Origin of the sequence: Steroidobacter sp. (assembly GCF_016790065.1) — a bacterium.
GTDB lineage: Bacteria > Pseudomonadota > Gammaproteobacteria > Steroidobacterales > Steroidobacteraceae > Steroidobacter.
In genome coordinates this window covers 1-5,466 of sequence record NZ_JAEUPY010000441.1, presented here as the reverse complement: position 1 = coordinate 5,466, position 5,466 = coordinate 1, and the positions used below count along the sequence as shown (strand labels likewise).

Annotated in this window: 3 protein-coding genes and 1 pseudogene; 2 read left to right on the top strand and 2 right to left on the bottom strand. The window is 58.9% G+C overall.

The window, feature by feature from the left end; translation table 11 throughout:
- Window positions 1–257: 257 nt before the first annotated feature.
- Window positions 258–1,058: an exodeoxyribonuclease III gene (locus JNL55_RS18440; protein ID WP_293856861.1), complete on the bottom strand. Its 801-nt coding sequence runs from the start codon at window positions 1,056–1,058 to the stop codon at window positions 258–260.
- 14 nt (window positions 1,059–1,072) lie between these two features.
- On the bottom strand, window positions 1,073–1,531 hold the full coding sequence (locus JNL55_RS18435; protein ID WP_293856858.1) for a DUF411 domain-containing protein: 459 nt from the start codon (window positions 1,529–1,531) through the stop codon (window positions 1,073–1,075).
- A gap of 245 nt (window positions 1,532–1,776) precedes the next feature.
- Between JNL55_RS18435 and JNL55_RS18430 the strand changes: the two genes are divergently transcribed.
- Window positions 1,777–4,752: a DUF3089 domain-containing protein gene (locus JNL55_RS18430; RefSeq protein ID WP_293856855.1), complete on the top strand. Its 2,976-nt coding sequence runs from the start codon at window positions 1,777–1,779 to the stop codon at window positions 4,750–4,752.
- Window positions 4,753–4,888: 136 nt separating this feature from the next.
- Window positions 4,889–5,466 (top strand): annotated as a pseudogene (locus tag JNL55_RS18425) (dipeptidyl carboxypeptidase II); the annotation flags it as partial.

The window sequence follows — 5,466 nt, the reverse complement described above, 5'->3', positions numbered from 1 at the left end:
CGACGCCGACGCTTCAGCGCTGCGAGCTGTTCCAAGTCGTGTTGCAGACCGAGGTCGTGATCGTCCAAATGATGTTGGTGTGTCGGTGCGCGCGTCATGGCTGGCATCTCTCCGCTGCATTGGTTGAGCGAAGAGATTCTGCTGGCGGCACATGTAATAAACTGTAAAGCAGTGAAACAGACGTAACGGAACGTCGCCGCTGCCCGACAGAAATAGATGAACGCCGGCTGAAGCCGGCGTTTTCTTAGGGGAATATCCTAATCGATCGCCACAGTCACGCTCACCGGACAGTGATCGCTGCCCAGCACATCGGCGTGAATCTCGGCTTTCTTGATTTGTTTGCGGAGCTTTTCCGAGACCAGCCAATAGTCGATTCTCCATCCCACGTTGCGTGCGCGGGAATTGGCGAAGTTACTCCACCACGAGTAATGACCATTGCCTTCGGTAAACATGCGGAACGTATCGACGAAACCCGCGTCGACAAAGTTCTGAAAGCCCTCGCGCTCTTCCACGGTGAAACCTTTCTTACCGCGGTTGGGCTTGGGATTGGCCAGATCCAGCTCGGTGTGGGCCACGTTCAAATCGCCACAGAACAACACCGGCTTTTTCTTTTCCAATTGTTTGCAATACGCCAGGAACGCCGGATCCCAATGTTTGTGTCGCAACGGTAAGCGACTCAAATCGTCTTTGGCGTTGGGCGTGTACACCGTGACCACGTAGAACTTGTCGAACTCCGCGGTGATCACCCGACCTTCCTCGGCGCTGTCCCGATTCAACTCGTCGGCAAACGAAAACTTCTTGGCGAATTCCTTGGGAAAGCCGTTGATCACATTCAACGGTTCGCGCTTGGAAAAAATCGCCGTGCCCGAATAGCCCTTCTTGACCGCCGAGTTCCAGTACTCGTGATAGCCGGCCAGATCGACTTCGGCCTGGCCGCGCTCGGCCTTGGTTTCCTGCAAGCACAACACGTCGGGCTTGTGCTCCTTGATGAAGGCTTGAAACGTTCCCTTTTTCACCACGGCACGAATGCCGTTCACGTTCCACGAGTAGAACTTCATTGTTGCTGGTCGCCTTATTGTTTATCGCCGTGAGTCGCGAACACGGACGTCTTGCCGTCTTTGCCCACCAGCAACACATCGTAACGATCGACGCGACCGGACGGCACCTCCATGCCGGGCGAACCCGCCGGCATGCCCGGCACGGTCAAACCCTTGGCTTCCGGCTTCTCACGCAACAGACGCTTGATGTCTTCCGCCGGCACGTGACCTTCGACGAAGTAACCCTCGACCTCGGCCGTGTGGCACGAGCCCATCCCAAACGGCACTCCGACGCGCTCCTTGATGGGCGCCAGATTCTCCAGGTCATGGACTTGAACCGCGAAGCCGGCGGCTTGTAAATGTTTGACCCAGACGCCGCAACAACCGCAGGTCGGCGTTTTGTTCACGACCACGGTGGGGGTGTTGGCCGCCGCGGCAATCTGCGCCACCGCGGGCAAGGCAACGAGCCCAAGCAAAGCCTGGCGTCGGTTCATGTCGGCGTACTCCAATGAAAAGGGCGGAGCCTGCCGTGCAGACTCCGCCCCAATCATGACCTCGCTCGATCGAACTGACTAGTCTTGTCGTTAGCGCCGGGCCCTCGACCTTGAACTCATGCAGATTCTGCTCGGCCAAATCGTGGCCGGACCATCGCACTGACCGTGCTTTGACTTTTCTTTTTACGGCAGCGCGAACGAATCCGGTAAACAAGCAACGGGGGATTCATATGCCAGCACGGTTCATGAGCGCGCGCGTTGTTACGCCACTCGTTCTCGGTTTCATCGTCAATTACATAGCGGCTGCCGCCGAAGGGCCTGCGCCGGATCCGCGCGCCAATCATCCAGGCCGCGCGGTGTATGAAACGTACTGTGCGGCCTGCCACAACATTCCCGGCACTCGCGCACCCGCGTTGTCGGCACTTCAACTGATGAGCGAACAATCGCTGCGCACAGCTCTCACCCAAGGAGTCATGCAGCAGCAAGGCGCACCCGTCCCCAAAGACAGCATGCCGCAGCTTCTTGAATATCTCGCCGCCAACGACGGCGACGCCAACTGGACTGCGGCGATGATGTGCAGCGCCGAGCAGCGCATCGTGAATCTGAGCGAGCCGGTCGCGTTGAGCATGTTTGGCGTGGACCACAACAACAGCCGACGCATGAGCGCCAAGCAAGCGGGCCTCACTAGCAAACAATTGCCGCAGCTGGAGCTGGCGTGGGCCATCGGCTTTCCGCAAACCACGTCGCTGCGCTCTTCGCCAGTGATCGTCGGCTCTACGATGTTTTATGCGCCGGCGCAGAGCGGCAAGCTGCTGGCATTGGATATCGACAAGGCGTGCGCGAAATGGGTCTACGACGTCGGCGCGCCCGTGCGCAGCTCGGTGTCGTATGGCGAGATCGGTTCGCGACACGCGTTGATCTTCGCCGACACTCAAGCTCAGTTGCATGCAGTCGATGCCAAGAGCGGCGAGCGAATTTGGAAAGCCAATGGACGCCACGATACGACGGGCAACATCACCGGCGCGCCGGTGTTCTACAAGGATCGCATCATCGTGCCGGTGTCTTCGTCCGGCGTCGGCAGCGGAGCGAATCCGAAGTTCGAGTGCTGCGTCGGTCATGGTGCCGTCGTCGCACTCGATGCCGCGACCGGCAAACAACTCTGGACTGCGCACACGATGGAAGACGCGCAGTACACCGGCAAGACCAGTTCCATTGGCGTGAAGTTTCGCGGACCTTCGGGTGCGCCTATCTGGTCGACGCCATCCATCGACGTTGCACGCGGGTTGATCTACGCGACCACCGGCCAAAACACTTCACTGCCGGCGACACCGACCAGCGACGCGGTGCTCGCCATTGATCTCGAGAACGGCAATCTCAAATGGACCTATCAAGCGCTCGCCAACGACGTTTGGAATCTGGCGTGTCGCCCGGACCCGGCGCAGTCCGGGCCGAATTGCCCAAGCCCGGCGGACAGTGTGCTGAAAGACTATGACTTCGGCGCCGGCGCCGTGCTCGCCAAAAAACGCGATGGCAGCGAGGTGCTACTCGCCGGCCAGAAGTCAGGCGACTTGTGGGCGCTCGATCCACAACAGAACGGCAAATTACTCTGGCGCCAGCGCTTCGGCACCGGCAGCGCGCTCGGTGGCATTCACTGGGGAATTGCCATCGACAGTGAACATCGGGTGTTCGCACCCATCAACGATCCGCACGTTCCCGAACTCAAGGACTACGTGCCCGAGCCCGGCATGAATGCCGTCGACATCGACACCGGCAAAGTACTTTGGCGCAAACCCGTGACTGCGGATTGCAGTAACGGTCGCGACCAACGCTTCAATCTGTGCGGCGAAAAATACGGCTTGTCCGCCGCGCCACTGGTCGTCGATAAGTCGGTGATCGCGGGCGCGCTCGATGGGCGCATTTATATTTTCGATGCCACGACCGGCGACATCGTTTGGCAATACGACACGCTGCGTGACTTCACCACATTGAATGGCGTCAAAGGCCACGGCGGCGGCATCGACTCGCATTCAGTGTTCGCCGGCAGCGGCATGTTGTTCGTGGCCTCAGGCTACGGCGGCTTTCGCCAGCCGCCGGGCAATGTATTGTTGGCGTTCCGGCCCAAGGATGCGCAGCCTGCTGCAAATGATTACAGCAAGCCTGAGACCTGGTTGTGCCGACCCGGCCGCGACGATTCGTGCACTGTAGATCTGACGACGACTGTCATTGCTACCGACGGCAAACTCACCGAGGAACCGTTCAAGGCGAATTCGCAGGCACCTATCGATTGTTTCTATGTGTATCCGACGGTGTCGAACGATCAGACCGGCAACAGAGACATGAACGCAGGGCCGGAGGAGCATGCAGTCGTCCGCGCACAGTTCGCTCGCTTCGGTTCTCAATGCAGGCTGTACGCACCGCTGTATCGACAGGTCACACTCAAGACCCTGCGCATGGCCATGGCCGGCGGCGGTGGTTTTCCGGCAGATCGGACGCTTGGTTATAACGATGTGCTCGATGCTTGGAATTACTATCTGAAACACGACAACCAAGGTCGCGGTGTGGTGCTGATCGGTCATTCGCAAGGCTCCAGCGTGCTGACCCAGCTGATCAAGAATGAGATCGACGGCAAGCCAATTCAGGCCAAAGTTATTTCCGCTTTGTTGTTGGGGACCAACGTGGCCGTGCCGACCGGCAAGGAGGTCGGTGGCGCGTTTCAACACATACCGTTGTGTCGCGCAGCCTCGCAAGTTGGCTGTGTGATTTCGTATGTTTCTTTCCGAAATGACGTACCACCGCCAGCCAACAGCCGCTTTGGCCGAGTGCCGACTGCAGGCATGACGGCTGCGTGCGTCAACCCGACTGCGCTCAATGGAGGTAAAGGTGAACTGCATGCGTATCTTTCCAACGGAGCCAACGGAGTGAGCACGTCGGCTGCGCAACCCAAGCCGTGGGTGACCACAGGACAGAGCATCGATACTCCATTCGTCAGCTTGCCCGGCTTGCTCACCGGCGAATGTGTGGAGAAGGATGGCGCGTCCTATCTCGCCGTCACTACCAATGCGAATCCTGCCGATGCACGCACGGATGAGATTCCCGGCGATGTCATTGCCAATGGGCAAGTCCTGCAAGACTGGGGCCTGCACCTGATCGACGCGCACGTCGCCATGGGCAACTTGATCGACGTGGTCGGGCAGCAAGCGAAGGCGTACTTAAAGCAATAGCACGCATTGAAATTGTCGAAGTTGGTTGTATACAGAAGTTCGGTTCGAGCTGGCGTTCAGGTCATTGCGTAGCGCTTGCTGAAAGGTCGCGCATTTGTAACCCTGGCCGCCTCGCTCGGACACCGAAATTCATCCCATGTCAGCAGCCAACACACTTGCCGCCACGGCTTTGGCCGTGGCGCTCGGAACGACGCTCATGAACGCGACCGCAGCTCCTGCCTTGTCAGCCGACAATCCCTTCGCGCGCGAAAGTACTTTGCCCTACAAGTGGCCGCCGCTCGATAAGATCCAGAATCCGCACTACGTGCCGGCGCTGGAAGCAGGCATGGCGGAGCAGCGCAAGGAAGTGGCGGACATCGCCAACAACAAAGCCGAGCCCACGTTCGACAACACCATCGTGGCGCTGGAACGCTCCGGTCAGTTGCTGAATCGCGCCAGCACCGTGTTCTACGCGCTGAGTTCCTCGCACACCAACCCGGATATCGAAAAAGCACAGACCGAGATGGCGCCCAAGCTGTCGGCGCACTCCGATGCCATCTATCTGGATGCCGCTTTGTTCGCGCGAGTGAAGCAGCTGTATGCGCAGCGTCAGTCGCTAAAGCTGGATCCTGAATCGTTGCGTCTGCTGGAGCGCTATCACACCAACTTTGTACGTGCCGGCGCCAATCTGTCCGAAGTACAGAAGAAAGAACTGCGCGCGCTCAATGAAAAGAT

Bases quoted from the DNA above. Each gene is read 5' to 3' on its own strand.
- JNL55_RS18435 (WP_293856858.1), bottom strand. From the start codon at position 1,531: ATGAACCGACGCCAGGCTTTGCTTGGGCTCGTTGCCTTGCCCGCGGTG.
- JNL55_RS18440 (WP_293856861.1), bottom strand. From the start codon at position 1,058: ATGAAGTTCTACTCGTGGAACGTGAACGGCATTCGTGCCGTGGTGAAA.
- JNL55_RS18430 (WP_293856855.1), top strand. From the start codon at position 1,777: ATGAGCGCGCGCGTTGTTACGCCACTCGTTCTCGGTTTCATCGTCAAT.